The 26,014-nt window shown below is 72.9% G+C and carries 23 protein-coding genes and 1 pseudogene; 10 read left to right on the forward strand and 14 right to left on the reverse strand.

The genetic code is table 11. The features are described 5' to 3' along the window. Positions 1-702: bestrophin-like domain (locus tag ACWGE1_RS06220; RefSeq protein ID WP_453419370.1), on the forward strand; the 702-nt coding region annotated here is incomplete at its 5' end. Between the two features lie 182 nt (positions 703-884). Beyond that, entirely contained in the window at positions 885-1,460 is a 576-nt protein-coding gene (locus ACWGE1_RS06225; protein WP_453419371.1) for a hypothetical protein, read from the forward strand. 29 nt (positions 1,461-1,489) lie between these two features. Here ACWGE1_RS06225 and ACWGE1_RS06230 read toward each other — a convergent pair whose 3' ends face one another. Beyond that, entirely contained in the window at positions 1,490-2,008 is a 519-nt protein-coding gene (locus ACWGE1_RS06230) for a hypothetical protein (protein WP_453419372.1), read from the reverse strand. 365 nt (positions 2,009-2,373) lie between these two features. Here ACWGE1_RS06230 and ACWGE1_RS06235 point away from each other — a divergent pair, with 365 nt between their 5' ends. Further along, positions 2,374-3,036 (forward strand): class F sortase, encoded by a 663-nt coding sequence (locus tag ACWGE1_RS06235; RefSeq protein ID WP_453419373.1) that lies wholly within the window; start codon positions 2,374-2,376, stop codon positions 3,034-3,036. 33 nt (positions 3,037-3,069) lie between these two features. Here the strand turns inward: ACWGE1_RS06235 and ACWGE1_RS06240 are convergent, their stop codons facing one another. Both ACWGE1_RS06240 and lysX read right to left on the reverse strand, forming a co-directional pair. Further along, the gene (locus tag ACWGE1_RS06240) at positions 3,070-3,960 is read right to left on the reverse strand and encodes a polysaccharide deacetylase family protein (RefSeq protein ID WP_453419374.1); all 891 of its coding nucleotides are present in this window, start codon (positions 3,958-3,960) and stop codon (positions 3,070-3,072) included. 135 nt (positions 3,961-4,095) lie between these two features. Then, the gene (gene lysX, locus ACWGE1_RS06245) at positions 4,096-7,398 is read right to left on the reverse strand and encodes a bifunctional lysylphosphatidylglycerol synthetase/lysine--tRNA ligase LysX (protein WP_453419375.1); all 3,303 of its coding nucleotides are present in this window, start codon (positions 7,396-7,398) and stop codon (positions 4,096-4,098) included. A 149-nt stretch (positions 7,399-7,547) separates the two neighbouring features. Here lysX and ACWGE1_RS06250 point away from each other — a divergent pair, with 149 nt between their 5' ends. Further along, a complete protein-coding gene (locus ACWGE1_RS06250; protein WP_453419376.1) occupies positions 7,548-8,009 on the forward strand; it encodes a universal stress protein in 462 nt (153 codons plus the stop codon). A gap of 61 nt (positions 8,010-8,070) precedes the next feature. On the opposite strand, the gene ACWGE1_RS06255 is transcribed toward ACWGE1_RS06250, so the two are convergent. Continuing rightward, positions 8,071-9,270, reverse strand: coding sequence for a CapA family protein (locus ACWGE1_RS06255; protein WP_453419377.1), 1,200 nt, complete (start codon positions 9,268-9,270; stop codon positions 8,071-8,073). 361 nt (positions 9,271-9,631) lie between these two features. Here ACWGE1_RS06255 and ACWGE1_RS06260 point away from each other — a divergent pair, with 361 nt between their 5' ends. Together ACWGE1_RS06260 and ACWGE1_RS06265 are read left to right on the forward strand one after the other, a co-directional pair. Then, entirely contained in the window at positions 9,632-10,171 is a 540-nt protein-coding gene (locus tag ACWGE1_RS06260; protein ID WP_453419378.1) for a sigma-70 family RNA polymerase sigma factor, read from the forward strand. A 228-nt stretch (positions 10,172-10,399) separates the two neighbouring features. Next, entirely contained in the window at positions 10,400-10,864 is a 465-nt protein-coding gene (locus tag ACWGE1_RS06265) for a hypothetical protein (RefSeq protein ID WP_453419432.1), read from the forward strand. Positions 10,865-10,887: 23 nt separating this feature from the next. Here the strand turns inward: ACWGE1_RS06265 and ACWGE1_RS06270 are convergent, their stop codons facing one another. The 6 genes from ACWGE1_RS06270 to ACWGE1_RS06295 all read right to left on the reverse strand — a co-directional run bounded on the left by ACWGE1_RS06270 (position 10,888) and on the right by ACWGE1_RS06295 (position 17,611). Then, positions 10,888-11,268: a hypothetical protein gene (locus ACWGE1_RS06270; protein WP_453419379.1), complete on the reverse strand. Its 381-nt coding sequence runs from the start codon at positions 11,266-11,268 to the stop codon at positions 10,888-10,890. 26 nt (positions 11,269-11,294) lie between these two features. Further along, entirely contained in the window at positions 11,295-12,155 is an 861-nt protein-coding gene (locus tag ACWGE1_RS06275) for an Fpg/Nei family DNA glycosylase (RefSeq protein ID WP_453419380.1), read from the reverse strand. Positions 12,156-12,175: 20 nt separating this feature from the next. Continuing rightward, the gene (locus ACWGE1_RS06280; protein ID WP_453419381.1) at positions 12,176-13,429 is read right to left on the reverse strand and encodes a hypothetical protein; all 1,254 of its coding nucleotides are present in this window, start codon (positions 13,427-13,429) and stop codon (positions 12,176-12,178) included. Between the two features lie 129 nt (positions 13,430-13,558). Continuing rightward, a complete protein-coding gene (locus ACWGE1_RS06285; RefSeq protein ID WP_453419382.1) occupies positions 13,559-14,215 on the reverse strand; it encodes a class I SAM-dependent methyltransferase in 657 nt (218 codons plus the stop codon). Between the two features lie 56 nt (positions 14,216-14,271). Then, the gene (locus tag ACWGE1_RS06290; protein ID WP_453419383.1) at positions 14,272-16,335 is read right to left on the reverse strand and encodes a SpoIIE family protein phosphatase; all 2,064 of its coding nucleotides are present in this window, start codon (positions 16,333-16,335) and stop codon (positions 14,272-14,274) included. Between the two features lie 7 nt (positions 16,336-16,342). Beyond that, positions 16,343-17,611, reverse strand: coding sequence for a DUF6777 domain-containing protein (locus ACWGE1_RS06295; RefSeq protein ID WP_453419384.1), 1,269 nt, complete (start codon positions 17,609-17,611; stop codon positions 16,343-16,345). A gap of 248 nt (positions 17,612-17,859) precedes the next feature. On the opposite strand from ACWGE1_RS06295, the gene ACWGE1_RS06300 reads away from it, so the two are divergent. Both ACWGE1_RS06300 and ACWGE1_RS06305 read left to right on the forward strand, forming a co-directional pair. Further along, entirely contained in the window at positions 17,860-18,393 is a 534-nt protein-coding gene (locus ACWGE1_RS06300; RefSeq protein WP_453419433.1) for a DUF1990 family protein, read from the forward strand. A gap of 20 nt (positions 18,394-18,413) precedes the next feature. Further along, positions 18,414-19,853, forward strand: coding sequence for a lipase maturation factor family protein (locus tag ACWGE1_RS06305; RefSeq protein ID WP_453419385.1), 1,440 nt, complete (start codon positions 18,414-18,416; stop codon positions 19,851-19,853). Here ACWGE1_RS06305 and ACWGE1_RS06310 read toward each other — a convergent pair. Together ACWGE1_RS06310 and ACWGE1_RS06315 are read right to left on the reverse strand one after the other, a co-directional pair. Then, positions 19,839-20,822, reverse strand: coding sequence for an NAD-dependent epimerase/dehydratase family protein (locus ACWGE1_RS06310; RefSeq protein ID WP_453419386.1), 984 nt, complete (start codon positions 20,820-20,822; stop codon positions 19,839-19,841). The two genes, ACWGE1_RS06305 and ACWGE1_RS06310, sit on opposite strands and share 15 nt — an antisense overlap. Before the next feature lie 176 nt (positions 20,823-20,998). Next, a complete protein-coding gene (locus tag ACWGE1_RS06315; RefSeq protein WP_453419387.1) occupies positions 20,999-21,172 on the reverse strand; it encodes a hypothetical protein in 174 nt (57 codons plus the stop codon). Positions 21,173-21,501: 329 nt separating this feature from the next. Here ACWGE1_RS06315 and ACWGE1_RS06320 point away from each other — a divergent pair, with 329 nt between their 5' ends. After that, positions 21,502-22,023: an HD domain-containing protein gene (locus ACWGE1_RS06320; RefSeq protein WP_453419388.1), complete on the forward strand. Its 522-nt coding sequence runs from the start codon at positions 21,502-21,504 to the stop codon at positions 22,021-22,023. Between the two features lie 22 nt (positions 22,024-22,045). On the opposite strand, the gene ACWGE1_RS06325 is transcribed toward ACWGE1_RS06320, so the two are convergent. Then, positions 22,046-23,545 carry an SDR family NAD(P)-dependent oxidoreductase gene (locus ACWGE1_RS06325; RefSeq protein WP_453419389.1) on the reverse strand — a complete coding sequence of 500 codons (1,500 nt, stop codon included), beginning with the start codon at positions 23,543-23,545 and terminating at the stop codon, positions 22,046-22,048. Positions 23,546-23,835: 290 nt separating this feature from the next. On the opposite strand from ACWGE1_RS06325, the pseudogene ACWGE1_RS06330 reads away from it, so the two are divergent. Next, positions 23,836-24,651: pseudogene (locus ACWGE1_RS06330) on the forward strand (DMT family transporter); the annotation flags it as partial. A gap of 21 nt (positions 24,652-24,672) precedes the next feature. Here the strand turns inward: ACWGE1_RS06330 and ACWGE1_RS06335 are convergent. Next, entirely contained in the window at positions 24,673-25,962 is a 1,290-nt protein-coding gene (locus ACWGE1_RS06335; protein ID WP_453419434.1) for a transglycosylase family protein, read from the reverse strand. Positions 25,963-26,014 lie beyond the last annotated feature (52 nt).

Here is a 26,014-nt window from a genome sequence, read left to right on the forward strand (position 1 = left end):
ACCGAGCTCTCCACTAATTTCTTCGTCGGCTTCGTCAGATTTGGATATGACCAATCAGTCTACCTGATGAAGGGTGCGCCGGCGTTGATCGCGATCGTGCTGGGCCTGGCGATCGCCGGAGTCTGGGAGGGCCGCGGGGCCGCCCAGGAATACGTGCGCCAGGAGGCACAGGCCCTGCACGAGATCAGTGTCCGCTCCGAGGTCTACCCGGCCGAGGTGCGCAAGCGGATCCGGGCCGATGTCGAGGCGTACGTGTCCTACGTGGTGGACACGGAGTGGAAGCGGATGGCCGACCACGGCGACCTCACCGAGCGCGGCGGGGAGCTGCTGGAACGTATCCGCCGCGACGTCACCGACTACGAGCCGCAGACCGACCACGAGGGGCAGGCCTACCAGCCGCTGGTCGACCAGGTCGCGGTGGTCGACGACGCCCGCAGTGCGCGCGGCCAGAGTGCCGGGGCCACCATGCCGGGCGTGGTGTGGTTCGGGCTGATCGCCGGCGCCCTGGTGACCGTGGGTCTGATCTTCACCCTGCAGATCAGGCGGTCCTTCCGGGAGTTGCTGCTGGCGGGCCTGTTCAGCGCCCTCATCGCCTTCCTGCTGTTCCTGATCTGGGACTTCGACGCGCCGTTCGGGCGGGGCATCGCCGCCACCGCCGAACCGTTCCTCGCCCAGTTCCCCCACCTGGACCTCGGCGGCTGACGGCCCCCGCAAACCGGGGGCGGGCCTCCCGTCCCCGGTTCGGCCTACGGGCGTGCCCCATTCGCCCGTTCCTGATCGCGGGTCACCGCACCCGGACCTAGCGTGTCGGACATCGAGGCGCACGACCCCCCACGTGCGGAAACCGTTCCGCGGCTGCTCCTCGGGGATCCGGAGAATCAACCATGGGTGCGATACGTACCTCCGCCACCGCCCTGCTGAGCGCCGGCGCCACGGGCGCCGTACTCGCGCTCGGCGCCCTCGGCGCGCCCGCCGCGACCGCAGCCGAGGCCCAGCCCATCACCTCGTTCGGCTTCACCATCACACCGTCGACCGTCGCCCCCGGGGGGCAGACGGTCCTCGCGGTCAGCCGTTGCAACGCCGCCTACGCCACCGCCTCCTCCGGGGTCTTCGACACCGTGAGCATCGCGCGCGGCCAGACCGTACGGGTCACCGTGGACCGGGACGCCCGGCGCGGCGCCGTCTACTCCGTCTCCTTCACCTGCAACGGGGAGACCGGCTCGGCCGACCTGACGATCGCCGGCGGCACGACCGGACCGACCACGAGCTCCACGAGGACCGCCACCGGCGCGGCCGCCGTCCCGACCTCGGCCGCCGCCCGTGGTGTGCGCGGCGGCCTGGGCGGCAGCGTGGCCGGCATGGATCCCGTGGAGTTCGGCGCGGGCGCCGGCCTGTTCCTCGCCGCCGCGGGCGGCACCGTGTTCGCCCTGCGCCGCAGGAGGTCCGGCCGTAGCCACTGAACCCGCACGACATCCCGCGACATCCCCCGCTACCACCGGTCGCGCAGCGGGCGGCGACGACGCAGCACGTGGGCACCCGCGCCGAGGGCCGCGGCACCGACGAGGCCCGCGCCGATGGCGGTCTCGGCGGTGGACGGGCCGAAGGATCCGCCGATGCCGCCCTGCGAGGGGTTGCCTTCGAGGATGGTGAAGCGGTGTGTGGCGACCAGGCTGTTGTCGTTGCACCTGACCGACAGCGTGTGGTGACCGGGCGAGGCGTGGTTGAAGATCCGTACGGTCGCGAAGCCGATCGACCCCGCGGACAGGTTGGCCGGCGGAAAGTTGCCGGGCGATGCGACGGTACCGCCGTGACCGCAGCCCGCAGCGCTCACCTGCATCGTGGAACCCTGGTGCACGGAATACGGGTTGACGGAGATGTTGCTGGGGCCGTTCCCACCCCCATTCCCACCCCGGCCCCCGGGGTCCTGGTTCGCGGAGGCGAATGGGGCACTGAGGCCGATCACGGCGCAGGCTGCCGCCGTCACGGTAAGAGCGCGCAAGACACGCATGGTGGAACCTCCAGCGGGAAGCGCCCCGGAGCGTCGGCCCCGGATGATCGACGAGAACGCCTCCCACATCGAACCCTCGGGTCGCCCCGCAATCTCCGCATTTCCGGCTTTGGGCCGCCCGGTTGAGCGACACGCCGAAGCGCGGACGACGCAGCTGACGGATCCGCAGGTCACGACCCGTCAGGCATTTATGTGACGATTACCTGGATGGGCGCACCCCTTCCGGCTCCCTCCGGGTGGCGGCCACCCGTTCGCCCCTCCCCCCTCGCCGTCCTGCCGACTCAGCCTTAGCGTGCGTGAAGTAGGGCGTACAGGGGCGGGACAGGAACGCGGGTCGGGACCCCCGCGTCCGGGAAGGGAGAACGATGGGCGAGGACGAGACCGGGCAGTCACGCAAACGCTCACCGTGGGGCGTACTCGCCCTGGTCATGCTCACCGGCCTCGCCATGGTGCGAAACGGCGTGAACATGGACGACGGGCCGCCGCAGCCCACCGCGGCCTCGGCCGTCGCGGTGACGGCCGACCAGTTGCCGGCGAATCCACCGACGCCACCGCCGGACATGGAGGTGCTGGAGCACTCGTCCGTGCAGCGGATCCGGATCCCCACGATCAACGTGGACGCGCCGGTGATGACGGTCGGGCTGGACGCGGAGGGCTGGATCGACGCCCCGCCCCCGCAGGACCGCAATCTCGCCGGCTGGTACCTCAACGGCATCTCGCCGGGCCAGCGGGGCTCGGCGGTGATCGTGGGGCACGTGGACAACGCGCAGGGCCCCGCCGTCTTCTACGGCCTGGGCTCGGTCAAGCCGGGCAACCACATCGAGGTGGAGCGGTACGACGGCCGCACGGCGGTGTTCGAGGTCTACGGCGTGGAGGTGTTCTCCAAGGAGGCCTTTCCCGGAGCCCGGGTGTACGGGGACACCGGGCACGCCGAACTCCGGGTGATCACCTGCGGCGGCGGCTATTCGAAGGCCCGCGGCTACGACGGCAACGTGGTCGTCTTCGCCCGCATGGTGCAGTCCCGCTGAGCCCGGGACGCACCCGCCGCAGCCGGCTGCGGTTCAGCGGGGCGGCAGCGTCGGGAGCGTCATCCGGTAGCCCCGCGCGAGCAGTTGGGGAAGGTACGAGGAGATGGCCTGGACGCTCTGCGACCGGTTGCCGCCCGCGTCGTGCGAGAGGACGATCACGCCGGGGGCGGCGCCGCCCAGGACCCGGGAGATGATCGTCGTGGTTCCCGGTTCCTTCCAGTCCAGGGTGTCCACGGTCCAGGCGAGCGGCTCCATGCCCAGCTCGGCCCCGATCTCGAAGGCGGCCCGGTTCCAGGCCCCGTAGGGCGCCCGGAACCACAGCGGCGCCTCGCCGACGGCCTGCTGCACGACCTCGCTCGTGCGGCCGATCTCGGAGGCGAGGGCGGGCCGGCTGAGCGCCGGGATGTGCGGATGGGTCCAGGTGTGGTTGCCGATGACATGGCCCTCGTCCACCATGCGACGCAGCAGGTCCCGGTTCTCCGCGGCCATCTCCCCGCAGACGAAGAACATGGCGCGTACGCCGTACCGGGCGAGGGTGTCCAGGATGGCGGGGGTGTAGCGCGGGTCCGGGCCGTCGTCGAAGGTGAGCACCATGCCGCCCGACGCGGCGGCCTCGGTGGGGAGTTCCAGGATGGGCCTGGTCCGTACGGCGGGCTTCGCGACGGCCTGCCGCACCGGCCCCTCGGCGGTCATGGGGCGCAGCCGGTACGACTTCTCGGGCAGCCCCTGCGCCCGCAGCCCCGGCGCACCGGCCGCGGGCCGCGCCCCCGGCCCGGCCGGCGACCCGGACCCCCCACCCGCCCCGGGCACCGGGGCACCGCCCTCACCACGCACGCTGAGCAGTCCGGAGGCGGCGGCGACTCCGAGGAAGACGGCGGTACGCAGGACCGTGCGCCGCCCTACTGTCGGCTCGTCATTTTTCATTCTTACTACGTATCAACGACATCGCCGCAGAAGTCGAGAGGCGCGGAAGCACTCTCTTCCCCTCACCCGGTCGGCCGACTCCCGGAGGGTGACGGGAAACGGGTCACCGTCGGGCGATCCCGGCATCGGCTCCGGTCAGCCGCGGCGCACCAGGGGGAAGGGGAGCGTCTCGCGGATCGTCAGGCCCGTGAGGAACATGACGAGACGGTCCACGCCGATGCCCAGGCCGCCCGTGGGCGGCATCGCGTACTCCAGCGCGTCCAGGAAGTCGTTGTCGAGCTCCATCGCCTCCGGGTCGCCGCCGGCCGCGAGCAGGGACTGGGCGGTGAGGCGGCGGCGCTGTTCCACCGGGTCGGTCAGCTCCGAGTAGGCCGTGCCCAGTTCGGTTCCGAAGGCGACCAGGTCCCAGCGCTCGGCGAGCCTGGGGTCGCGGCGGTGCTGGCGGGTGAGCGGGGAGACGTCGGTCGGGAAGTCCTTGTAGAAGGTGGGCAGCTTGGTGCGCTCCTCGACGAGGCGCTCGTACATCTCCAGCACCACGTCACCGCGGGTGTCCTCGGGGGCGTGCGGGACGGACGCGCGGTCGCACAGCCTGCGCAGCACGCCCTCCTCGGTGTCGGCGTCGACCTCCTCGCCGAGGGCCTCGCTGATGGCCCCGTACATGGTCTTGACCGGCCAGGTCCCGGAGATGTCGTGGACGACGAGCTTCCCGTCCGGTCCCGCCTTGTGGGCGATGGGCGAGCCGAAGGCGGCGGTGGCGGCGCTCTGGATCAGTTCCCGCGTGAGGTCGAGCATCACGTCGTAGTCGGCGAAGGCCTGGTAGGCCTCCAGCATCGTGAACTCGGGGTTGTGCTTGTAGGAGACTCCCTCGTTGCGGAAGGTGCGGCCCATCTCGAAGACCTTCTCCATGCCGCCGACGCAGAGCCGCTTGAGGTAGAGCTCGGGCGCGATGCGCAGGTAGAGGTCGAGGTCGTAGGCGTTGATGTGGGTGCGGAAGGGCCGGGCGTTGGCGCCGCCGTGGATCTGCTGGAGCATCGGGGTCTCGACCTCCAGGTAGCCGCGGTCGAGCAGCCCCTGGCGCAGGGCCTGGACGGCGCTGGAGCGGGCCCGTACGACGTCCCGGGCCTCGGGGCTCGCGACGAGGTCGAGGTAGCGGCGCCGGACGCGGGCCTCCGGGTCGGCGAGGCCCTTGCGCTTGTCGGGCAGGGGGCGCAGGCACTTGCCCGTGAGCTGCCAGGACCGGACGACGAGGGACAGCTCCCCGGCCTTGCTGGCGCCGGCCTCGCCGCTCACGAGCACGTGGTCGCCGAAGTCGACCTGGGAGGTGAAGGCGTCCAGCACGTCGGCCCCCGCCTCGTCCCGGGTGAGCATCAGCTGTACGTCCCCGGACCAGTCGCGCAGGACGGCGAAGACGACGCCGCCGAGGTCGCGTACGAGCATCACGCGCCCGGCGAGGGTGGCCTGTTCCCCGGTCCTGGCACCGGGCGGGTGGGAGGGGTGGGCGGCCTTCAGTTCCGCGACGGTGTGCGTGCGCGGGCGGATGCCCACCGGGTAGGGGTCGGTGCCCGCCGCCCGGATGCGGTCCAGCTTGGCGTGGCGGACTCGGACCTGTTCGGGCAGCCGCTCGGCCGGGGCTCCCCCGGTCTCCTGCTCCACCGCGTCCAGGCCGAGGGAGTCGATGGAGGGCAGGCCCTCGGTGGTGGCGGGGGCGGTGAGGCCCTTGGGGTGGCCGTTGCCCCACAGGGTGCGCAGGCTCGGTACGGAGACGAAGCCCTCGGCGATGCCGGAGGCGAGGCTGACCCGGGCGAGCGAACCGGCGTCCTGGTAGCAGAGGAAGCGCGGGTACCACTCGGGGCCGTACTTGACGTTCGAGCGGTACAGCGCCTCCAGCTGCCACCAGCGGGAGAAGAAGAGCAGCAGCTTGCGCCACAGCTTCAGGACGGGGCCGGCGCCGATCCGGCCGCCCTCCTCGAAGGCGGAGCGGAAGACGGCGAAGTTGAGGGAGATCCGGTGCACGCCGAGGCCGGGGGCCGCGGCGCAGAGCTGGGCGACCATGAACTCCATGACCCCGTTGGGGGCGGCGCGGTCGCGGCGCATCAGGTCGAGGGAGATGCCGTCCTTGCCCCAGGGAACGAAGGAGAGCAGGGCGATCAGCTCGCCCTTGCCGTCGAAGGCCTCGACCAGCAGGCAGTCCCCGTCCTCGCGGTCGCCGAGCCGGTCCAGGGCCATGGAGAAGCCGCGCTCGGTCTCGGTGTCGCGCCATCGGTCGGCCCGGTCCACGATCCTCTGCATCTCGTCCTGGGAGAGGGCGGAGTGGCGGCGGATGACGGTGGTGGCGCCGGTGCGCCGGACCCGGTTGACGGCCTGGCGGGTGACGCGCATGTCGCGGCCGTCGAGGTCGAAGTGGGCCACGTGCAGGATGGCCTCGTCGCCGAGTTGCAGTGCGCCGAGTCCCGACCGGGCATAGGCGTTGGCGCCGTCCTCGGAGGCGCCCATGACGGCGGGCTGCCAGCCGTAGCGCCGGGCCACGGCCAGCCAGGCGTCGATGGCCGCCGTCCAGGCGGCGGGGTCGCCCACCGGGTCTCCGCTGGCGAGGCAGACGCCGGCCTCGACGCGGTAGGTGACGCCGGCCCTTCCGTTGGGGGCGAAGACGACGGCCTTGTCGCGCCGGGTGGCGAAGTAGCCGAGCGAGTCGCCCCGTCCGTAGGCGCTGAGGAGGGCGCGGATGCGCGGTTCCTCGTCGCCGTGCAGGGCGGCGGTCAGGCGCTGGGAGCGGAAGAGGGTCATGGCCGCGTTGAGGAGGGCGACGGCGCCGAAGAGGCCGAGCAGGAAGTACAGCGGGCGGGGCGGACGGCCGTCGAACTGGCGGGCCGAGAAGAGGCCGCCGAAGACCTCCTTGGCGGCCCAGTCCAGCCACTGGCCCTGGGGCAGGGTGCCGGGGAACAGGGCGACGAGCGCCCAGCCCGCGAGTACGGCGGCGAGCATGCCGAGGCCGAGGACGATCAGGGCGTGCCACAGGGCCCCCGGCCGGGAGGCGGCGTAGAACTCGTTGCGGGCCGCGATCAGCACGGCCAGCGCGGCGACGGCGATGACCATGGAGGGGATGCCGATCCAGTACTCGCCGACGGCCATCTCCAGCACGTCGTCGACGATCAGCAGGGCCAGATAGGTGATGACGATCCACCAGGCGACCTTCTTGCGGGTGCCGAGGGCGGCGGCGAGGAGGAAGAGGAAGACGGCGTAGGCGAGGTTCGCGCTGACCGGAACGACGATCAGGTCGAGGAACCGCACGATGTGCCGCAGGAGCCGCCGCAGCGTGGGGGAGAGTGCGAGCAGGGCGCACAGCAGGCCCAGCGCTCCGAAGAACGCGCCGAATCCGTCGGGTACCCGGTTCAGGAAGCGGTTCCGGGTTCCGCGCGACTCCTCCACGGTGACACTCATGGTTCGCACTGTAGGGAGGGCGGGGCCGGTGCGCGCGCCGAACGGAAGGCCGTCCCCCGGGCTCCCCGGCCGTCCTCCGGCTCCCCCGGCCCGTCCCCCGGCTCCCCCGCCTCCGGACGTCCTCCGGGCCGCGGCCTATCCTCGGCAGGGTGACGGAGCACGCGAACACGGAATTCGAACGCGGTACCGACGGTCCGAAGGTGATCCTGGCCGGGGTGGACGGATCGGAGTCCTCGCTGCGGGCCGCGGCCTACGCGGCCGGGCTGGCCCGGCGGCAGAACGCCCTGCTGGCGCTGGTGTACGTCCAGCCGGTGATGCCGGCCGGTGCCGCGCTGGGCGCGCCCGTGGCGGACACCACCGGGGAGATCGCGGAGGGCCTGGTGGCCGAGATCCGCGAGTCGGCCGAGCGCCTCAAGGGCATCTACGAGGTGCGCTGGCAGTTCCACACCTTCCGCGGCGACCCGTATTCCGGCCTGGCGAGTGCGGCGGACGAGCTGATGGCGGACGCGGTGGTCGTCGGCGGCTCCGAGCAGGCGGGCCACCGCATCGTGGGCTCGGTGGCGATCCGCCTGGTCAAGGCGGGCCGCTGGCCCGTGACCGTCGTTCCCTGATGCCCGCCCCACCCGTCCCACCGCCCGGATCGCGCCGCTTCGCACTGCGACGCACCGGCGGCTACTTGCCCGCGGTCAGGCCGTCCTTGGCCGCGCCGCGGCTGAGGACCGCCTCGGTGATGGCGTCCCGGGCGCGCTCGTAGTCGTCACGGCCGGGGTCCTTGGCGAGGGCGTCGGGCAGGTGGACGACCCGGCCCGCGGCCAGGTCCATCATCTGCGGCACGAACTCGGCCCTGGTGACCTGCCAGCGCTGCCCGGCGGCGGCCGGCGGGGCGAAGGTGAACCGGCCGATCGAGCCGTAGTTGCCCCGCATGTCGCGCGCACCCGTGTGGTTGAACATCTCCCCCGCGACCTGATCGCCCATGCCGTAGACGATCCAGGTCCCGTTGACCTTCTCGTAGGGCTGCGGGATGTGCGCGTGCGTGCCGAGGATCATGTCGATGTCGGGTCGGCCGCCGGTCTGCGAGGCGGTCAGCGCCCTGCCGAGCGAGAGCTGGGTCTCGTCCGGCTCGGTCTCCCACTCCGTGCCCCAGTGGACGCTCACCAGCACCACGTCCGCGCCCGCCTTCCGGGCGGCCCGCGCATCCGCGATGATCCTGTCCTGCTTCATCAGGTTGACCGCCCACGGCTGGCCCTCGGGCAGGGGGTAGCCGTTGGTGTCGTAGGTGTACGCGAGGTGCGCCACCTTGGCGGAGCCCGCCGGGTACGTGGTCACCGTGGCCGCCTCGGCCGCCGTACGGGCCGAGCCCGCATGCTTCAGGCCGACCTTGTCGAAGCGGTCGAGCGTGCGGCGCAGTCCCGCGGCCCCGTCGTCGAGGGTGTGGTTCGAGGCCGTGGAGCAGCCGTCGTACCCGGCGTCCTTCAGCCCGTCGGCGACCTCCGGCGGGGATTTGAAGGCCGGATAGCCGGAGAAGGGCCCGCCCTCCTCCCCGTAGACGGTCTCCATGTGGCAGAGGGCGAGGTCGGCCGCGGAGACCACGGCCTTGACGCCGGAGAACATCGGCCCGAAGTCGTAACCGTCGCCGTCCGCGTCGTTCGCCGCGTGCTGGATGACGGAGGCGTGCGGCAGTACGTCGCCGCTCGCGACCAGGGTGAAGCCCTTGGCGGCGGGCGGCCCCCCGGCGCTGGAGGGGGCGGCCGGCCCGCCCGAGTCCCCGAGGCGCGCCGGTGCGGAGTTCCCGCCGGCCGAGCATCCGGCGGCGGCGGACAGCAGGAGGGCCGACAGGAGGGCGAGCACCTGCGGCCGGATACGCGTGGTCATGTGCCCGACTCCCATTAATACGATTATCTGACGTGTGATCACATGCAATCCATATGACTACACGCCGTAAGTCAAGGAACGGATCCGCAACACCTGCACGGACCCACCCGAACGGCGGACACGCTCGGCCCGGTTGCCACGGCCCGGTCACCACGGCCCGCCGATCGGGCCGATCGCGCCGACCCCGTCCGCCGTTCGCCGCGCCGTTCGACCGTTCACCGACCCGCACGGCCGCCCGGCGGACGACCCGGGTGCTTGGGCGCAACGCCGGGACCGGACGGTTCCGGGTCGGCTCCGCGCAGGTCAGGGTGGACGGGTCGCCGCCTCCACGGCCCCCCGCGCACCCCGGAAGGAGCCCCTCGTGCCGCTCTCCCCCACCCTCCTGCGTACGGATCCCGAGGCACTGGCCGAACTCCAGCGCGACCACGGGCGGGCCCTGTTCGGATTCCTGGTCGGCCTGACCGCCGGGGACGCCCAGCGCGCGGAGGACCTCGTGCAGGAAACCCTCGTACGGGTCTGGCAGCATCCGGAGGCCCTGGCCAGCGGGCACGACTCCATGCGGCCCTGGCTGTTCACGGTGGCCCGGCGGCTCGCGATCGACGCCCGGCGGGCCCGGCTCTCACGGCCGCTGGAGGTGGACCCGGAGGGACTGGAGCAGGCGCCCGAGCCCCAGGACGCGGTGGCCGGCTCGGTCACCGCCATCGACGTCCGCCGGGCCGTGGGGTCCCTGGGGCCGGAGCACCGCGAGGTGCTGATGCAGGTCTACTTCCGCGACCGGTCGGTGGCCGAGGCCGCCGCCGAGCTCGGCATCCCGGCGGGAACCGTCAAGTCCCGTACGTACTACGCCCTTCGAGCCCTCAAGAAAGGGCTCCAGGGGTACGGATACGACCTCGGAGCCTGAACCCGCGCCACGGGGAAGGATCGCGTAACGCCGTGAACAGATGCGGACCGGACATAAAACGCGTCGATTTCGGCATCAGACCGTGCAAGTTGAGTAAACATCCCCCGCTCCGCGAGCCGCTCGGTGAAGGCTCAGGACTGACGACGGGACGCTCGAAGCGCGGGAGAAGGTGGAACGGTGCAGCCCGAGGGTAGTAACGGCACCAGTGACGGCGGGCTCGCGGTGCCCATGGCCTGGCTGTACGCCGAGTACATCGCGGACGAACTGCTGCGCACGGGCCGGCTCATCCCGGTCAGCACGCTGGAGTTCCGGGCCGGACGGGACACGCTCGCCCTGACGATCTACCTCTCGGACGCGGCCGGCGAGCTCTCCGGCATCCGGGTGGTGTCGCAGCTCGACGAGTGGCTGTCGCTCACGGCGTACGGACATCCGTGGCGCGACTGGGTGCACACCCGGTTCCTCGCGCTCGGCGAGGAGGCCCGGGAGCGCGGCGACGCCGAGGACCCCGACCTGGAACTGGCCCGGGCGGCCTGGCGCTGGCTGGACAGCACCGAGCTGTTCGCCACCAACCTCGACCCGGGACGGCCCGACCACACCGATCTCCCACCGGGGCTGGACGAGAACGCGCGGGTGTGGACCCCCGCCTGGCAACTCGGCCTGCCACTGGGACACTTGGCCATGCACCTGTTCTGACGAAAGGGCCTCCGGGCCACCTCCTAGGACCTGCCGTCCGGATCCATCACCAGGCCGGTGAAGTCGGCCTCGTTGCGCTCCGCCCGGGTGACGTACCACCGGGCGATCAGCCACATCACCGGATAGACCAGCAGACCGAGCGCCACCCAGACCAGCGGCCCCGAGCCGTCGCGCGACAGGGCGAAGACCAGCGGCAGCGTCCCCACCAGCGACACCAGTGCGGCCAGCGCCCCCAGAGCCGCGCGCAGCTGGCTGCGCATCAGGGCCCGTACGTAGGTCGCCCCGAGAGTGGTCTGCTCGGAGATCTCCGAGCGGGCGGGGGTGTGCGCGGGCGGCCGGCGGGTGCCCCGGGCGACCCCGGTGACGATCTCGCGCCGGGGCGTCGCCTGCTGCTGCTCGCACATGGCCCGGGAGTCTACGCAGCGGCCGGCTATTTGAGGAGGCGTGAGAGCCGCCGGTCGGCGAGCGGCTTCCCGCCGGTCTGGCAGGTGGGGCAGTATTCCAGCGAGGAGTCGGCGAAGGACACCGAGCGGATGGTGTCCCCGCACACCGGACACGGCTCGCCGGCCCGGCCGTGCACCCGCAGCCCGCTCTTCTTCTCCGCCTTGAGCTTTCCGGCGGCCACCCCGTGGGCCCGGCCGACGGCCTCGCGCAGGGTGCCCCGCACGGCCTCGTAGAGCTCGGTGAGCTGCTCCTCGGTGAAGGACGCGGCGAGTTTGAACGGCGAGACCTTCGCGGCGTGCAGGATCTCGTCACTGTAGGCGTTGCCGATTCCCGCGATCACGCTCTGGTCCCGCAGGACGCCCTTGATCTGGCGCCGCTCCCCCGCGAGCAGCGCGGCGAAGGCGTCCCGGCCGAAGTCCCCGGCGAGTGGATCGGGTCCGAGGCGGGCGATGCCGGGCACCTCCTGCGGATCGTGGACCACGTACACGGCGAGGCGCTTCTGGGTCCCGGCCTCGGTGAGGTCGAAGCCGCCCCCGCCCACGAGGGATACGCGCAGTGCGAGCGGGCCCTTGCCGGGGCGCGGCGGCTGCGCGGGCAGTGCGTCCTGCCAGCGCAGCCAGCCGGCCCGGGCCAGGTGGGTGACGAGGTGGAGCTCGCCGACCGGCAGGGCCAGGAACTTGCCGTACCGGGCGGTGGTACCGGCCGGCTGCCCTTCGAGGGCGGTGAGCGGCGGGTCGTAGGTCTTGAGCACGCTCACGGTGAGCGGGAGGACGCGCTCGACCACCCGCCCGGTGAGGTGCTCGTCGAGGTACTCCCGCAGGGCCTCGACCTCGGGCAGCTCCGGCATGGTCCCAGCCTGCCGCCGCCTCAGGCGAAGCGCGAGCTGGACACCGGTCCGGGGGATGCGACGCGGTCGCGGGGCTCCGTGAGCCAGCCGGTGCGGACGGCGGTCACGAAGGCCCGGAAGGCCTCGTCCGGGTCGGGCGGGGTCGCCCCGTCGCCCTCGTCCGGGTCGGGGGCGGCCTGCGCGATCTCCCGGGCGATCTCCTCCTCGGGCCGCTGGTCGTCCTTCCACGGCGGGGACACGAACTGGCACAGCAGTGCGCTGAAGTCCGCGCTCACCGCGGGCGGATGGGTCCAGCAGGTGGCGTGCTCGGACAGGATCTGGCCGTCGGCGCGCGCGTGCAGGGTGCGTACGAGGTCCGGGTCGGTCGCGTTCAGGTCGTACGCGACGACGAGCGTGTCCGTACGGTCGGGCTCGTACGGTACGCAGGGCAGCCCCAGCACCCGGGCGGCGGCGAGCCCGAGGATCCGGTCGGACCGGTCGGGCAGCAACGAGACCGTGGCGGGGCGGCGGCCGGCGGCCTCCAGGGCGAGCGCCAGGCGGGACAGGCCGTGGCGGCACTGCTCGTGGGTGTCCCCGAGGTAGGCGTACCGGCCGGTCATCCCGGCGTCCCAGCCGTACGGGGAGAGGGTGCCCAGCAGGCCGCCGGTCAGGCCGTAGTGCCAGCCGCGCAGGTCGGTGCGGCCGAGTGGATCGGCCCGGCCCGCCTCGCCCTGGGCGCGGCGGGCCCGGTCGGTGCGCCGCAGTCGGCGCGTCTGGCGATCGTGGGCGCCGGCCCACTGCGGATCCTCGGGGGCGGGCAGGGTCCGGCCGATCCGCTCGGCGGTGTCCAGGTCACCGGCCAGCAGGGTGTGGTGGACGAGGAGGTACGTCTCGGGCCAGGCGGACAGCCGATCGCCCCGGCCGGAGAGCAGTGCGGCGGCCTCGGCGTGCCGGTTCTCGTCCTCCAGGGCGGAGACCAGCTCGGCGAGGACGGGCCGCGCGTCGGGGAGCAGGCGCAGTGCCTCGCGCAGCGGTGCGACGGCGAGGAAGGGGACGCCGCGCTCGACGCAGGCGTAGCCGAGATCGTAGAGGGCCTGGGGTTCGCCGGGACGTTCGGCGGCGGCCCCGGCGGCGCCGGCCAGGTCCTTGAACCCGGCGGCGTCGGCCAGGGCCCGGGTGGCCTTCGCGAGTTCGGCGATCGGCGCCGACTCGGCGTGCGGCCGCAGGGACCGTACCGCTCCGGGCAGATCGTCCGACTTCAGGAACCGGTGCACTTCGTCCATGGCGTTGGTCATCGCCCCCGATCCTCACGGACCCCCGCCGCGCCCGCAACGGACTTTCGGTCTCCGGGCGCGTCCTTGCCCCGCGCGTTCGGGGGCGAGAGCACCGCGGAACGTGCTGCCCCGACCCGCGGCCTCTTCCTCTCAGGTCATGGCGATCAGCGCGTACCTCTCGTCGGTGACGGGTCCGCCCCACAACTCCGGCTTCCCGCTGAGCGGTTCGATGCGCAGGCCGGCGACCAGGGGGCCGACCGCGGCGGCCAGCTCGTCGGCGGTGATCCCGCCGTACCAGGGGAGGGACGCGGCGCCCTCGACGTACGGCGCTGCGCTCTCCCCCGCTTCCCGCCACCGTCCCTCGACGAGCACCAGCCGGCCGCCCGGGCCGAGCCGCGCGACCCATGCGCGCAGTGCGGCCGCGGGATCGGGCAGGGTCCACAGCAGGTGCCGGCAGAGGAGGACGTCGTAGCGCTGCTGCCCGGTCGGCGGCAGCGCGGCGTCGCCTACGAGGAACCGGCCCTCGAAACCGGCGGCCGCGAGCTTGGCCTCGGCCCGCTCCACCATCCGGGGCGCCAGGTCCACACCGGTCACCCGGTGCCCGGCCTCGGCCAGCAGCAGGGAGAGCGAACCGGTACCGCAGCCGACGTCGAGTACCTCGGCCGGTCCGAGGGGGAGCCACGATCTCAGCGACCGGGCCCACGCGGCGCGGGTGCGCTCCTGCCGCAGTCCGTGGTCCGGCTCGTCGTCGAACGCTGCCGCGGCGGCGTTCCAGTACGCGGTGATGGCGCGGGTGCGATCGGGCATGGCGGTGATCCTGCCGGCCGCCACCGACAGTCCGCCCCGGCCGGACGTCAGCGGCCTCAGCCCATCACGAACTCGCACCACACGCACTTGCCGCTGCCCCGCGGCTCGACGCCCCACACATCCGCCAGCCGGTCCACCAGCATCAGGCCGCGCCCCGAGACGCCGGACTCTCCCGCCTCGCGGCGGCGCGGCAGCGCGCTGGAGCGGTCCTCGACCTCCACCCGGAGCCTGCGCTGGGGGCCCGCCAGGACCCGTAGGGTCACGATCGCCGGGCCGTCCGTGTGCATCAGGGCGTTCACGATCAGTTCGTCCGCGACCAGTTCGATCTCGTCGGCCCGTTCCCGCGCGCCCCAGGAGCGCACCGCGGCGCCGATCATGTGCCGGGCGGCCACCAGGGCCTCCGGGTCGCCCGGTGCCACGTGCTGCTGGAGGCGGCCGCCGCCCTCCGGGGCCGCCACGACCTGGCGGCGCAGCAGGAGCAGCGCCATGTCGTCGTCCCCGCCGCGTTCGTCGGCGATCTCGCACAGCAGGTCCGCCAGGAGTTGCAGGTCCGCCGGTCCGCCCCGGATGTGGGAGCTGAGCAGCTGGATCCCGTCGTCGAGATCGGCGCCGGGCTGTTCCACCAGGCCGTCCGTGCACAGCAGGAGCGTTTCGCCCGGGTCCAGTTCCACCGTGGTCACCGGGTACTCCAGGCGGCCGAACTCCGCCGAGAGGCCGAGCGGCATGCCGCCGTTCACCGGCAACCGGTGGCAGTCCCCGTCGCGGGTGCGCAGCAGCGGGTCGATGTGGCCGGCCCGGACCACCTGGAGCACGCCCGTCGAGAGGTCGGCCTCCACGTACGTGCACGTCGCGAACCGGTCGGTGTCCAGTTCGTGCAGGAAGACGGAGGCCCGGGCCATGACGGTGCCGGGAGAGTGCCCCTCGGCGGCGTACGCGCGCAGCACGATCCGCAGCTGGCCCATGACCGCGGCCGCGTGCGTGTCGTGTCCCTGGACGTCGCCGATGACCGCGCCGACCCGGCCGCCGGGCAGCGGGATGACGTCGTACCAGTCGCCGCCGATGTCCCGGCCCATCCGGGCGGAGCGGTAGCGTACGGCGATCTCCCCGCCGGCCACCGACGGGATCCGCCGCGGCAGCATGGCCTGCTGGAGGCCCTCGGCCAGGTCGTGCTCCTGCTCCAGCAGCATGGCCCGCTGGAGGCTCTGCGCGATGCTGCTGCCCAGGGCGACGAGCAGGTTGCGTTCCTCCTGGGTGAAGCCGTCCTTGTCCTGGTAGAGCAGTCCGATCGCGCCGATCGGGCGGGCCTGGGCGATGAGCGGCAGGTAGGCGGCCGCCGAGATCTGCATGTACGAGATCTTCGCCCAGAGCCCGGGGTAGTCCCGGGCGAACTCCGCCGCCGAGTCCAGGAAGCGCGGCTCCAGCGAGCGGACGACCTCGCTCATCGGGTACTGCTCGTCGATGCGGGTGTAGCGGGTGCCGGGGACGAAGCTGTCCTCCGGGCCCTCGGCGACCAGGTGGATCCGGCCGGCCTCGACGAGGCCCATCACCATGCCCATCGAGCCGAGCCGTTCCAGGCCGTGGGCGTCGCCGATGACGTCGATGACGTCCTGCACGGTCCGGGCGTGCGCGAGGGCGGCGGTGGTGGACTCGACCACCGACGTCTGGCGGCGCCGTTCCTCGTCCAGGCCGAGGCGCTCCGCCGAGTGGCTGAGTTCCTCGGTGGCGTCCCGGACGATGCCGATGATCCGGTACGGGCGGCCTTCCGGGCTGCGCATGACGCGGCCCTGGGTGTGCGTCCAGCGCAGCCGCCCGTCGTGGCAGCGGATGCGGAAGTAGGCGCCGTAGCTGTCCTCGCCGCTCTTGAGCGCGGAGGAGACCATGGCGTCGAGCCGGGTCGCCTCCGCCGCGGGCACGCGCGGGTTGAGGGACTCCGGCCGGCCGTCGTATTCGTCGGGGGCCGTGTCGAAGACTCCGAGGGCGGCTTCGTCCATGTGCATGAGACCGGTGACCAGGTCCCAGTCGAAACTGCCCATGCGGTTCAGCGAGAGCGACCGGTCCGGGTGTGCGGGCCAGTCGTCCGGCAGCGATACGGTGGTCGGCACCGATCCACCATGACACACGGGCCGGTCAGGCGCTCTCCAGCGGGAACCCCTCGTCCGAGGGCTGCGGCTGCAGGTTCGGTCCCACGAACGGGTCGGACGGGTCGGCCGGGGTGTGGGGGTCGTACGGGGTGTCCGGGTCGACGGGGACGTCCGGGTTGAAGGGATCCACGGGATCGTTCGGGTGGCCCGGCTCGCCCGGATCCAGCGGCGGCATGCCGGACAGGGGGTCCGAGGGCATGTCCGACGGCGAGGTGTCGGACGGCTGCCGCTGCTGCGGCCGGGTGGCCGGGTTCGACGGCATTTCCGGGTTCTGCGGCCGCGTCTGGCCGGGTGAGCTCCGCCGGGTCTGCGGATCCGGCGTGCAGTTCGTCGCCCCGGGGTTCGGCGCCGTCCCGGCGTTCGGGGAGACCGGTGCGGCCTGGCTCGGGCAGGGGTCGCCGGAGGCGGCCCCGGGCGGGGTGAGGGGCCCGTCCGGGATGCCGGCGGCCGGATCGAACGGGGGCAGCGCCTTCGGGACCCGGTCCTGGGCGCCGTCGTCCCCCCGCTTGCGCTCGATCCAGGTGTTGTCCGCGATGTTGACGATCACCAGGTTGTTGATCACGTGGGTGGTGGGTTCGATGACGACGACCTGGTTGGCCTGGTAGCCGCTCCACGGGTCGCCCTTGTGCACCGGGGATCCCTTGGCTGAGCGCGGGGAGGCCAGCGGGTTCCCGCAGCCGCAGCGGACCCGGGGCATGCCGTGCTCGTCCACCAGGACGGCGGTGCCGGCCTGGAGGACGGACTGGAAGCCGTCGGCGCGGCCGTCACGGAAGGCGTGGTTGGTGACCCTGATGTCGGCGCGCAGGACGACGGGGGTCAGGCCGCGCAGGAACTCGGGGATCTTCTCCTCTGCGATGTTCGAGGCCTGGGCGAAGGCGCGCGCCTTGGCGTCGTCGGCGGTCAGGAGGCCGACCTGCTGTTCCACGTCGCAGCTGCCGAGCCGTTGGGTGCCGCCGTACAGGCCGGGGGTGGCCGCGTTGACGGTGCGGATGCCCTGTCCGGTCCGGTTGGGCAGCGGGGGCTGGACGGGGGCGGACTCGGCGGTGGCCGAGGAGGTGGTGAAGGGGTTGGGGCCTGCGGAGGCGACGGGCTGGAGGTAGACCTCCTGGCTCTCGGCTCCGGCGGCGCCCGTCGGCTTCTCCGCGCCGCCGCCGCACGCCGCGGCGAAGAGGCCGAGGAGGGCGAAGAGGGCGGCGCCGGCGGGCGCATGACGACGCGACGTCTGACGAGGTGTCGGAAGTGACGGTCCGTACACGTGAATCTCCCTTTTCGCCCCGGTTGCTTCCTCTTGTCTGCCGCATTCGCGCAGGAGCCGCAACCGGAGCGTTCCTTGAACATGTTCAAGGAACGCCGTAGGCTCACCCTTGCGAGTTGAACGCGTTCAAGGGATGGGCCGCGGCGTGGGAGGGGTCCGGGGTGACGGCGCCGTCGATCGCCGCCGCCCCGGTCCCCGGGCCCGGACCACCGGCCACGCACCACCACCGACCGACTGGAGACCTCGCCATGACCCGCCTCATCAGCGCCGGCCGGGACACCGTCAGCCACCCCGACAGGGGCGCGACGGCCCACCGGCCGCTGCCCGCCGGATACAACCACCTGCGCCACCGCATCCGCCTCGGCCACGGCCGGACCGTCTTCGAGAGCGCCGGGACCGCGGTCACCACCTTCCACGCCCACCGGGCCTCGGGCCTGCGGGTGCGAGCCGATGTCGCCGCGGTCCGGCCCGGCAGCCGGGTGGTCGTCGGCATCGGCCGCGGACCGCTGCGCATCGACGCCCCGTGCCGGGTGATCTGGACGGCGTACGAGCCCGCCCGCATCGGATTCGCCTACGGAACCCTGGCCGGCCACCCCGGATGCGGGGAGGAGTCCTTCGTCGTGGACATGGACCCGGACGGCACGGTGTGGTTCACGGTGACCGCGTTCAGCCGCCCGAACAGCTGGTACGCCCGCCTCGCCGGCCCGCTGGTCCCCTTCCTCCAGCGGCGCTGCGCCCGCCGGCTGGGCGACCACCTGCGCAAGCTGGCCACCAGCGGCTGACCGGTCCGATACTGGAGGCGATGGACTGGTTCACGGCGCCCGGATACTGGCTCGCCCGGCTGGTCTTCCAGCGGGCCCTGGCCGGGATCTACCTCGTCGCCTTCATCGGGGCCGCCCTGCAGTTCCGGGCCCTGATCGGGGCGCACGGAATGCTGCCCGTGCCGCGCTACGTACGGTACGTGCCCTTCCGGCGCGCCCCGAGCCTGTTCCAACTGCGCTACTCCGACCGCCTCTTCGCGGGCTGCGCCTGGGGCGGCGCGGCCCTGGCCGCGGCGCTGGCCGCCGGGGCCGGGGACGAGGTGCCGCTGGGCGCGGCCATGGCCATGTGGGCCGCGCTGTGGCTGCTCTACCTCTCGATCGTGAACGTGGGGCAGACCTGGTACTCCTTCGGCTGGGAATCGCTGCTGCTGGAGGTGGGCTTCCTCGCCGTGTTCCTCGGCAATGCGCGGGCCGGGCCGCCCGTGCTGGTGCTGTGGCTGCTGCGCTGGGTGCTGTTCCGGGTGGAATTCGGGGCCGGGCTGATCAAGATCCGCGGGGACCCCTGCTGGCGCAAGCTGACCTGCCTGTACTTCCACCACGAGACGCAGCCGATGGCCGGGCCGCTGAGCTGGTTCTTCCACCATCTGCCGAAGCCGCTGCACCGGGTGGAGTGCGCGGCCAACCACGTGACCCAACTGGTCGTCCCGGTGCTGCTGTTCACCCCGCAGCCGGTGGCCTCGTACGCCGCCGGGATCATCATCGCGACGCAGCTGTGGCTGGTGCTCTCGGGCAATTTCGCCTGGCTGAACTGGCTGACGATCACGCTGGCCGTCTCGGCCGTGGACTTCACCGGGCTCGCGGGCGCTCCCCCGGCGGCCGCCTCGCGCACGGGTCCCGTGTGGTTCGTGGTCCTGGTGTGCGCGGTGACCGTCCTGGTCCTGTTCCTCAGCCGCCACCCGGTGCTCAACATGATCTCGCGCCGCCAGGTGATGAACCGCTCCTTCGACGCGCTGCACCTGGTCAACACCTACGGGGCGTTCGGCTCGGTCAGCCGGGTCCGGATGGAGGTGGCGGTGGAGGGCACCGCGGACCGGGTGCCGCGCGCGGACGGGGACTGGCGCGAGTACGGATTCAAGGGCAAGCCGGGGGAACCGGGCCGCCTTCCGCGCCAGTTCGCCCCGTACCACCTGCGGCTGGACTGGCTGATGTGGTTCGCGGCGATCTCCCCCGACTACGCGCGGGACTGGTTCGGGCCGTTCGTGGAGCGGCTGCTGGCGGGCGACCGGGACACGCTGCGGCTGCTGCGCGACAACCCCTTCCCGGACGCCCCGCCCCTGCACGTCCGGGCCCTGCTGTACCGCTACCGGTTCACCACCTGGCGCGAGCTGCGCGAGACGGGGGCCTGGTGGCACCGCACGCTCGTGCGCGAGTACCTCCCGCCGACCCGCCTCGCGCGGGCGCAGCCGTCAGAGCCCGAGTAGGGCGGCCTCCCGCTCCGGGGAAAGACCCTTGGCCGGCCGGTCGGACCGCTGCGGGGCGATTCCGCCGAGCGATTGCAGCCACACCCAGGTGTCCACCACGGTCTCCTCGACCGGCCGGCACTTCAGTCCGGCCGCCAGCGCCCTGGAGACGTCCCCGCGGTGCATGTGGTCGTGGTCCTCGCCCTCGGGGATCCATACGGGGAGCTCGGTCCAGGGTTCCACGCCCGCCTCCAGGAGCCGGGCCCGGTCGGTCCAGCGCAGTTCGGCGCCGCCCGCGGTGACGGCGGCGCAGGCCTCGAGGAGGCTGCCCATCGTGGCGTGCCCGGACGGGGAGACCAGGTTGTACGCGCCACCGAGGCCCGCTCCGGCGGCGTCCAGGGTCCAGTGCGCGAGGTCGCGTACGTCGATGTACTGGAGCGGGAGTTCGCGCGGCCCGGGGGCGAGCACCGGACCGCCGCGGGCGGTGCGGTTCAGCCACCACGGCAGCCGGCCGACGTTCTCGTACGGGCCGAGGATCAGCCCGGCGCGCACCAGCAGGGCGCGGTCCGCGAAGGCGTCCAGCGCGGCGAGCTCGCCGCCCCGCTTGTCCTGCGCGTAGGCGATCGACCCGGCGTCCGGCGAACCCTCGACCAGCGGGCCGTCCTCGGCGAGACCGGCCGGGGCGGGGTACGCGTACACCGAGCGGCTGGAGACGTATGCGTACCGCCCGGCCCGCTCGCGCAGGAGCCGGCTGCTGTCGCGGACCGCGGTGGGGGCGCCGCCCCAGGTGTCGACGACGAGGTCCCACTCCCCCGCCTCCAGGGCGGCCAGGCCCCCGGGGGCGGTGCGGTCCCCGTGCAGGGCGGAGGTGCCCGGCGGGGGCGCGTGGTGCCCGCGGTGGAAGACGGTCACCTCCCAGCCCCGGTCCAGGGCGTCCTCGGTGATCGCGCGTCCTACGAATTCGGTACCGCCCAGCATCAGCAGTTTCATGCACGTCAGCCTGCCGGGGCTGCAGGAGGGGCGGAAGTCGTGATCGCCCTCGGCGATGACGCTCAGGGCGTAGCCGGAAGGGGAACCCGGGCCGAACCGGGCGGGGACCTCGCCGGACAGGGCAGCGCCCCCGGTGCGCGCGGGCACTCAGGGGGCGCTTGGCACCGCTGTGCCGACTAGTCGATACCGGGCAGGATGTGCGCTTCCGCCAGGTCGTCCTCGTACCCGGCCAGCCGGATCGGGGCGGATCGGGCCCAGACCTCGAGGCTTCCGAGCTCGTCGGTCCGGGGCTTCGCCCTGGTTCCCGTCCGCTCCAGCAGGGTCGGTTCGGGCTTTGTCTTCTCAGTCACCGCGCACTCCTTCGTGTCGCGTAACCCGGTGGGCGGACCGCGCCCCGGGCAAGGGATGAAAGGGTTTCCGGACGCGGTGGCGCCTTAGTGGAGCGCGGCCCGGATGGGGGCCGTCTGATGCCCCAGAGTACACATATGAGCGGACCTCCGCTCGATAGGAAGGCAAAATCCGCTGCGCCCTCTTACTTTCGCTCCTAGTTCAGCAAGTCGTGAGCCTGCGGGCGCATGACGCCTGATCTGCTCGGGCCCGGACGTGCGGGGTGTGACGGAGGAGGTCGGCGGTGGCGAAGTCCAGGGTGCCCGAGGCTCAAGTGCCTCACCTCACAAGCGTGTTGGAGCTCATGGCCCTATTGGACGCCGGTCCCCACGACCAGGGTCTGCGGACCGCGGCCCTGCTGCGCCGCTCGCACCCCTTCGACAAGGAACTGCAGATCGCGGGCCTGCTGCACGACCTCGGGCGGCTGCTCCGTCTGAGTGACGGGGCGGTTACTGCGGGGCAGGCGGCGGAGTCGATCCGCCCCTTGCTGGGCGAGCGCGTGGCCCGGCTGGTCCGGCTCTGCGGCACCGTCGGCGGGGACGGCCACGACGGCTCCGCCTGCTCGGCCGACCCGGTCGGCCCGGTCGGCCCGGCCGGTTCCCGATGCGACGACGACGCCGAGGCGGTGGCCACCTTGCGCCAGGCCCGGGACTCGGCCGCCGCGGCCGGCCTGGACGCGGGCGTGCTGGAGGACTGGCGGCCGCTGCTGGAACTGGTCGCCGCCGGGGCCTGCCGGGTCGGGCCCGCCGGGAACGCACTCGACCCCCTCGGTTCACCGAGGGGGTCGAGAAGGTCGGGCACCGGCCTCCCGTAGGGCGGGAGGCCGGGAGGCCGGGTTACCAGTTCGCCGGGGCGTAGTCCTTGAGGAAGACACCGAACAGGTCCTCGCCGGACTCGCCGCGGACGATCGGGTCGTAGACCCGGGCGGCGCCGTCGACCAGGTCGAGCGGGGCGTGGAAGCCCTCCTCGGCGAGGCGCAGCTTGTCGAAGTGCGGGCGCTCGTCGGTGATCCAGCCGGTGTCGACCGAGGTCATCAGGATGCGGTCGGTCTGGAACATCTCCTGGCCGCTGGTCCGCGTCACCATGTTCATCGCGGCCTTGGCGGCATTGGTGTTCGGGTGCCCCGCACCCTTGTAGCCACGGCTGAAGACGCCCTCCATCGCCGAGACGTTGACGACGTACGCCCGCCCGGTGGCCGCCTTACGGGCGGCCTCCGCCATGGCCGGCCGAAGTGCGCTGATCAGGATGAACGGCGACGTGTAGTTGCACAGCTGGGTCTCGAGCAGCTCCACGGGGGAGATCTGGTCGATGGTCTGCACCCAGGTGTTGCTGTCGACGACGTCGGGCAGCAGACCGCCCGCGTCGATGGCGGTGCCGGCGAGGTGCCGCTCCAGGCTGGCGTTGCCCGCGACCAGGGCGAGGTCGGCGACCTTCTGCGCCTCGAGCCCGCTCACTCCGACGGGCAGCGCCGCCAGGCCGTCGACCGCGCCGGAGTTGAAGGCGCCGATGACGTGGTGGGCGGGGAGCTCACCGGCGGGCAGCGGGGCGGACTCGCCCTCGACCAGCGCCGCGTAGGCGGTGGGCAGGCGGCGCACGGTCTGCGTCGCGTTGTTGATCAGGATGTCGAGCGGACCGGCCGCCGCGACCTGTTCGGCGAGGGCCACGGACTGGGCCGGGTCGCGCAGGTCGATGCCGACGACCTCCAGGCGGTGCATCCAGTCCGCCGAGTCCTCCATCGCCTTGAAGCGGCGGATGGCGTCCTTGGGGAAGCGCGTGGTGATCGTGGTGTGGGCACCGTCGCGCAGCAGCCGCAGTGCGATGTACATGCCGATCTTGGCCCGGCCGCCGGTGAGCAGCGCGCGCTTGCCGGTCAGGTCGGCGCGGGCCTCCCGCCTGGTCCGGTTCTCGACGGCGCACTCCGGGCAGAGCTGGTGGTAGAAGTAGTCGACCTCGACGTACCGCGTCTTGCAGACGTAGCAGGAGCGCGGGCGCTGGAGTATCCCGGCGATCCGGCCGGCCTCCGTGACCGAGGAGGGCAGGATGCCCTCGGTCTCGTCGTCGATGCGCTCGGCGGAGCCGGTGGCGGTGGCCTCGGTGACGGCCTTGTCGTTGGCGGTCTTGGCGGCGCGGCGCTCCTGGCGGCGGCGCTGCTTGACCGTCCGGTAGAGGCCGGCGGTGGCACGGCGTACGGTGATCGCGTCGGGGTGGTCGACATCGAGCTTGTCCAGCTCGTCGAGCACGCTGAGGCAGAGGGCCAGCCGGTCGGGGTCGATACCGGGCCCGTAGGCGTGCCCGTGGTCGTGGCCGTAGTCCTGACTGTCTTCGGTCACCGTCATTGCCGCTGCCGTTCCTTGATCACTCGTCCGCATCCGCCTGCTGCGGAAGTCCTCAAAAGGGCAACTGTACGGATCCCTCACGCCCGGAGCCAAACCCGCTCCCGAGGCCCTCACGCACCGCGAGCGAAGCGTGACCGTACGGGGCGAATCGGTGACTCTGCGGTGCAGCAGAAGTCGCTTTCCGCTGGTGGCACCACCACGCTGCGTACTCCCGTACTACGTCCGGAGTATGACTGATCACCACCTGTGGGCGGAGGAATAGCGCAGATGGGTCGGGCATTGTGGACCTTATGAGTGCACTGGCGCTGTCGGTCCTGCTGTGCCTCGTGTCCGCCTTGGCGTACGCGGGTGGCGCGATCGTCCAAGAACGGGTCGCGGCGAGCACGCCGGACCGTACGTACGCCCCGCTGCGCCGGGGCGGCTGGTGGGTGGCGGTGGGACTGAACGGTCTCGGTGCGCTGCTGCACGTGGTGGCGCTCGCCTACGGGCCGCTGAGCCTGGTCCAGCCGCTCGGCGCACTCACCATCGTCTTCGCGCTGCCGATGGCCGCCCTCTTCGTACGGCGCCGGGCCGGCGCGGCCGCCTGGCGCGGCGCGGTGCTGGCCACGGTCGGTCTGGCCGGGCTGCTGGCGCTGACCGGCGGGAACGCCCGGGCGGAGCAGGCACTGGCGGGCGACGAGCGGCGCCTCCTGCTCACGGTGACCGGGGCCGCGGTGCTCGTGCTGTTCGTGGCGGCGCACCGGATGCACCGGGCGGTGCTGCACAGCGCGCTGCTGGCCACCGCCGCCGGCACGGCCTTCGGCATGGCCTCGGTGTTCACCAAGTCGGTGGCCGAGGGCTTCGCCCCGAGTGCCCTGCCCGCGCTGTGGCCCGATCTCGCGGCGATCGCGGTACTGGCGGCCGGCGGGCTGCTGCTGTCGCAGGCGGCCTACCGGGGCGCAGGGCTGACCGCGCCGCTGGCCACCCTGACGGTGGTCAACCCGGTGGTCGCGGCGACGGTCGGCATCACGCTGTTCGACGAGGGCTTCCGGTACGGGGCCGCGGGCGCGACGGCGGCGGTGGCAAGCGCCGTGCTCGCGGCGACCGGCCTGGTCCTGCTCACCGCCGTGCCCTCGCACGTGCGCGGGTCAGATGCGGACCCCGTGGCCGCGGAGGTACTTCAGCGGGTCGATGTCGGAGCCGTAGCCGGGCCCCGTGCGCATCTCGAAGTGCAGGTGCGGGCCGGTGGTGTTGCCGGTCGAGCCGGAGCGGCCGATGCGCTGGCCCCCGGAGACCTGCTGGCCGGCCTTCACGCCGAGGGCGGAGAGGTGCGCGTACTGGGAGTACCGGCCGTCGGTGTGCCGGATGACGACCTGGTAGCCGTAGGCACCGGCCCAGCCGGCGCTGATGACCTGGCCGGGTCCCACGGACTTGACCGTGGTGCCGGTCGCCACCGGGAAGTCGACGCCCGTGTGGTAGCCGCTGGACCAGGAGGATCCCGAGACGCGGTACGCCGTGCCGAGGGCGGCGTCGACGGGGGCGGAGAATCCGCCCGCTTCCGGCTTCTGCTGCGCTGAGGCGGGCGCCGGCGCCGGCTTCTCGGCCGGCTTCTCGGCCGGCTTCTCGACCGGTTTGGGCGCGGGCTTCGCGGCGGGCTTCTCGGCGGCCGGCTCCGCGGGCTTGACCGGGTCGGCGGTCCGCGGCGGCTTCTGCGGGTCCTGGGCGGGCGGCGGCGGGGTGGCCGGCGCCGTGGTCACCCGCATGGTGAGCCGCTGACCCGGGAAGATCAGGTCCGGGTTGCCGCCGACGGTGGCCCGGTTCGTCTCGTACAGCGCCTGCCAGCCACCCTCGACGTGCTGGTCGGTGGCGATCGAGGAGAGCGAGTCGCCGGGCGCGACGACGTACGGGTTCGGCAGGACGGAGGTCCCCGTCGGGCGGGGTCCGCCGCCCTGCTCCGGGGCCGTGCGCGGGGCCTGGGACTGTCCCTGCGACTGGGTCCGTATCTGTGCCTGCGCCTGTGGCTGTGCCTGTGACTGCGGGGTGATGGCGGGCGCCGGGCCGCTGCGCGTGAGTCCGGCCCGCTTCCCGCATTCGGGCCAGGCGCCGGGCCCCTGGCCCTTCAGCACCTTCTCCGCCACCGCCATCTGCTGGTCCTTGGTGGCCAGGTCCGCGCGCGGGGCGTAGGCGGTACCGCCGAAGGCGCGCCAGGTGCTCTGGCTGAACTGCAGGCCGCCGTAGTAGCCGTTACCGGTGTTGATGCGCCAGTTGTTCGTCGACTCGCAGGCCGCGACCTTGTTCCAGGTGTCCACGGAGGCCGCGTCGGCGACCCCGGCACCCATGAGCGGGAGCGCGATGCCCGCGCCGCCGGCGGTCACGGCCAGCGAGGCCCGGTTGATGCTGCTCGGCTGATACCGGCGGTGCCGGCCCCGTACGCCCATGGGAGCCCCCCTGGAAGACATCAGGAATCGCACAACGTAACGCCGGGATCAT

It is taken from the genome of Streptomyces sp. NPDC054932 (assembly GCF_053610205.1).

Bases quoted from the DNA above. Each gene is read 5' to 3' on its own strand.
- ACWGE1_RS06235 (WP_453419373.1), top strand. From the start codon at position 2,374: ATGGGCGAGGACGAGACCGGGCAGTCACGCAAACGCTCACCGTGGGGC.
- ACWGE1_RS06240 (WP_453419374.1), bottom strand. From the start codon at position 3,960: ATGAAAAATGACGAGCCGACAGTAGGGCGGCGCACGGTCCTGCGTACC.
- ACWGE1_RS06285 (WP_453419382.1), bottom strand. From the start codon at position 14,215: ATGCCCGATCGCACCCGCGCCATCACCGCGTACTGGAACGCCGCCGCG.
- ACWGE1_RS06325 (WP_453419389.1), bottom strand. From the start codon at position 23,545: ATGACGGTGACCGAAGACAGTCAGGACTACGGCCACGACCACGGGCAC.
- ACWGE1_RS06305 (WP_453419385.1), top strand. From the start codon at position 18,414: ATGGACTGGTTCACGGCGCCCGGATACTGGCTCGCCCGGCTGGTCTTC.
- ACWGE1_RS06230 (WP_453419372.1), bottom strand. From the start codon at position 2,008: ATGCGTGTCTTGCGCGCTCTTACCGTGACGGCGGCAGCCTGCGCCGTG.
- ACWGE1_RS06255 (WP_453419377.1), bottom strand. From the start codon at position 9,270: ATGACCACGCGTATCCGGCCGCAGGTGCTCGCCCTCCTGTCGGCCCTC.
- ACWGE1_RS06300 (WP_453419433.1), top strand. From the start codon at position 17,860: ATGACCCGCCTCATCAGCGCCGGCCGGGACACCGTCAGCCACCCCGAC.
- ACWGE1_RS06280 (WP_453419381.1), bottom strand. From the start codon at position 13,429: ATGACCAACGCCATGGACGAAGTGCACCGGTTCCTGAAGTCGGACGAT.
- ACWGE1_RS06275 (WP_453419380.1), bottom strand. From the start codon at position 12,155: ATGCCGGAGCTGCCCGAGGTCGAGGCCCTGCGGGAGTACCTCGACGAG.
- ACWGE1_RS06225 (WP_453419371.1), top strand. From the start codon at position 885: ATGGGTGCGATACGTACCTCCGCCACCGCCCTGCTGAGCGCCGGCGCC.
- ACWGE1_RS06310 (WP_453419386.1), bottom strand. From the start codon at position 20,822: ATGAAACTGCTGATGCTGGGCGGTACCGAATTCGTAGGACGCGCGATC.
- lysX (WP_453419375.1), bottom strand. From the start codon at position 7,398: ATGAGTGTCACCGTGGAGGAGTCGCGCGGAACCCGGAACCGCTTCCTG.
- ACWGE1_RS06265 (WP_453419432.1), top strand. From the start codon at position 10,400: ATGGCCTGGCTGTACGCCGAGTACATCGCGGACGAACTGCTGCGCACG.
- ACWGE1_RS06335 (WP_453419434.1), bottom strand. From the start codon at position 25,962: ATGGGCGTACGGGGCCGGCACCGCCGGTATCAGCCGAGCAGCATCAAC.
- ACWGE1_RS06270 (WP_453419379.1), bottom strand. From the start codon at position 11,268: ATGTGCGAGCAGCAGCAGGCGACGCCCCGGCGCGAGATCGTCACCGGG.